Here is a 2,734-nt window from a genome sequence, read left to right on the forward strand (position 1 = left end):
ACCTCGCGGCCAGCATGCGGCCACCTAACATCATGCTCGCAGCATGATTGTGGCAAGACAGTAGCAAGATAATGCGGGCTGGTCAGAGTGCCCGTTTGACATCCCGCGCCCGCGCCCATCCCATTGCCCGGTTCGGCGCATCGCGGATTCGCGCGGGCGTCGCAACGATGGAGAGAAGCTGAAGCTGCAATAGGACGCTGAAACGAGAAAGAGCCCAGGCTTGCCGGCCCAGGCTCTTTGAAATCGATAGGGACTTTCGTCGCCTCAACATCGCGAAGGTCTCACGGCTCCCGGTAGGGAGTCAACGCGGAAATTGCCGTTTCCGTGATCGGGATTGTTTTGCCGCGCCGACCGCAGCCCGACGTGGGGCTGAACGATGCTTAAGAGGATACGCCGCGGGCGGGAGCGCCTGTTCGGTGACGGCCGACCTGTGCCGCTCGACAGGAACGCCAAGGCCCGCATCATGGTGCTGGCCCGCGCCAAGCTGCGCCGGGACGCGCCGGGGCGGCACTACGGCCCCGTGACGGCCAAGGCCTATGCCGTGCTGGAAGCACTGCTATGGGCCTTCCATAACGCCCGCACGGGTCTGTGCTTCCCATCCTATGAGACGATCGCCGGCCGGGCAGGGTGCGCCCGGTCGACCGTGGCGCTCGCCATCAAGGCTCTGGAAGGCGCCGGCATCCTCACATGGGTGAACCGCCTGCGGCGCGTGAAGATGCCAGCACCCGCCGGCTGGCGCTGGCGGGTGCTGCGCACCTCAAACGGCTACCGCTTCACCGACATGCCCGAGGCCGTTCCAAGCTCTCAAATGGCGCAGGAAAATGGGACATGCGCAGTTCGCCTACGTTCTAAGTCCGAAGATCCGTCAGGAACCAAAAACCAAGGTTCTTTCTCTACGGACGCGCCTAGTCGGCGCGGCATACCAGCCGGCGAAACCCCATTGGACGCAGCCTTGGCAAGGCTCAGAGGAGCAGTGCAGCGACGCCAGCCCATATCCACATAAGAATCCAACGGCAGCAGCGGCAAAGAAGTCGCCGGAAAGCGACTGGCATTGGAAGCGGAGCTATGCCCCGTTAGATTCGAGTAGCAGCATGGCCGAGGAGGCCAACATGGTGGATGCGCTCGCAGTAATCTTCGCCATTGCCATTGCCATTGTCGCGCCCGTCGTTTGGATGATCCGACAGCGGGACGATCCACCAGAATGGACTGGCCGACAAAAGGGTTCGCAGGACAAATCCGAACCAGGTGGCGGGGATGCCGGGAGCGGCGACACCTGGCCTTATCTTGATGGTCACCATGGTGGATCTGGGCATCATGGTGGTTTCGGTGACCATGGAGATGGAGGTGGCCATGGTGGTGACGGAGGAGACGGAGGAGACGGCGGAGGCGATGGAGGAGGTGGGCATTGAAAGGCAGGAGACCCAATTCGCTGAAATCCGCGTCAGCCAGAACATCTTGTCGAAAGACTATCGCAAACTGAAACGCGTTTCTCTGCCCATTGTTATTCATGGACCGGGCGCTGATTGGCGATATTTCCCGTTTGCCTTTCTTCTAGCCTATGCAGGTTTCGTCAACCTCGCCCAGCTACAGACGCATAAAGGTCAACACATTGGCGGAGCGGGCCTGCTTGTTATCGCCGTCCTCATGCTCGTGACAACCATCTCGCGCTATAGGCTTGGGCCGGGAACGGTTCTCATCGAGGCCATAGGGTTCCAAGACTCCCGGATCAGCCTCGACTTCATCCCTTGGTCAGCATGCGAGGGATACTTCGTATATACGGCTCGCAAACTAGGGCCTACTCCTGGCATTACCTTGAGGATGAAAACAGACGTGCCCTTGCCGCGCCTTAGTTCTACGTATCGGTGGACTTTTCTGATGCCGCTGCGGAAGAACAAACCACTCCTCTATCTCGATCTGAGGGGCACGGGCCAAGTGGAGGACATGGTTGCCGTTGTGAAGTACCTTGTTGGCAAGCATGGTGGGAAGCCGTGTTGACGCTGCAGTGGTGATCGCAGCGCGCTCGTCAGTGACGACCTCGCCCTCGTGGTGCTGGCGCTCAAGGAGATCGGCACCATGCGGCGTATCCCCGTAGCGCTCGACGAGAACCGTAAGCGTGACCGGACGGCCGCCTACCGGGTTTCGGCTTGGTCTGGGATAGGTGTCCACCTAACGTCGAGGTGGACACCTGATGGAAGCGAGCAGCGGGAAGCGACGCGTTTGGCCTGCTGAGGAGCGACGACGCCTTGTCGCCGAGGCGACGGCGCCAAACGCGTCGGTTGCGGCGGTCGCCCTTCAGCATGGGGTCAACACCAATCTCCTGTTCAAGTGGATCAGCCGCTCGCGCCAGGGCTTGCTTGATCGGCGTCGGGGTTCCCGCCTTACGAAGCAAGGCACGGTAGCTGGCCCGGTGCCGGTGTTCGTTCCGGTGGAGATCGTCGCCCCACCCATACCGGCTCCGACCCTGTTGCCGCTGCCGCACAAGAAGACCAGGCGCCCGGCGTCGCTGGCGCGGCAGCCTGGTCGAGGCCGCCCGCAGGGGGCGATGGAGATCGCACTCCCGAACGGCGTCCGGTTGTCGCTCGACAGCGACATCGATCCCGAGGCGTTGCGGGGCATCCTGTCGAGCTTGGTCGGTCTCTGATGCTGACGATCGCCCCGGGGCTGAAGGTGTATCTCGCGTGCAAGCCGGTCGACATGCGCCGCGGCTTCGACGGGCTTGCGGCCGATGTGGCGC

The 2,734-nt window shown here is 62.1% G+C and carries 4 protein-coding genes; 3 read left to right on the forward strand and 1 reads right to left on the reverse strand.

The features are described 5' to 3' along the window. Positions 1 to 430 precede the first annotated feature (430 nt). Complete coding sequence (locus P7D22_RS20065; protein ID WP_319936036.1) at positions 431 to 1,003, forward strand: helix-turn-helix domain-containing protein; 573 nt, start codon at positions 431 to 433, stop codon at positions 1,001 to 1,003. Positions 1,004 to 1,073: 70 nt separating this feature from the next. Here the strand turns inward: P7D22_RS20065 and P7D22_RS20070 are convergent, their stop codons facing one another. After that, entirely contained in the window at positions 1,074 to 1,298 is a 225-nt protein-coding gene (locus P7D22_RS20070) for a hypothetical protein (protein ID WP_319936037.1), read from the reverse strand. Here P7D22_RS20070 and P7D22_RS20075 point away from each other — a divergent pair. Together P7D22_RS20075 and tnpA are read left to right on the forward strand one after the other, a co-directional pair. Continuing rightward, on the forward strand, positions 1,297 to 1,995 hold the full coding sequence (locus tag P7D22_RS20075; RefSeq protein ID WP_319936038.1) for a hypothetical protein: 699 nt from the start codon (positions 1,297 to 1,299) through the stop codon (positions 1,993 to 1,995). The genes P7D22_RS20070 and P7D22_RS20075 overlap by 2 nt on opposite strands. A gap of 193 nt (positions 1,996 to 2,188) precedes the next feature. Beyond that, a complete protein-coding gene (gene tnpA, locus P7D22_RS23580; RefSeq protein WP_442916122.1) occupies positions 2,189 to 2,641 on the forward strand; it encodes an IS66-like element accessory protein TnpA in 453 nt (150 codons plus the stop codon). Positions 2,642 to 2,734: the final 93 nt, after the last annotated feature.

The sequence above is a fragment of the Lichenihabitans sp. Uapishka_5 genome (assembly GCF_033947565.1).
GTDB lineage: Bacteria > Pseudomonadota > Alphaproteobacteria > Rhizobiales > Beijerinckiaceae > Lichenihabitans.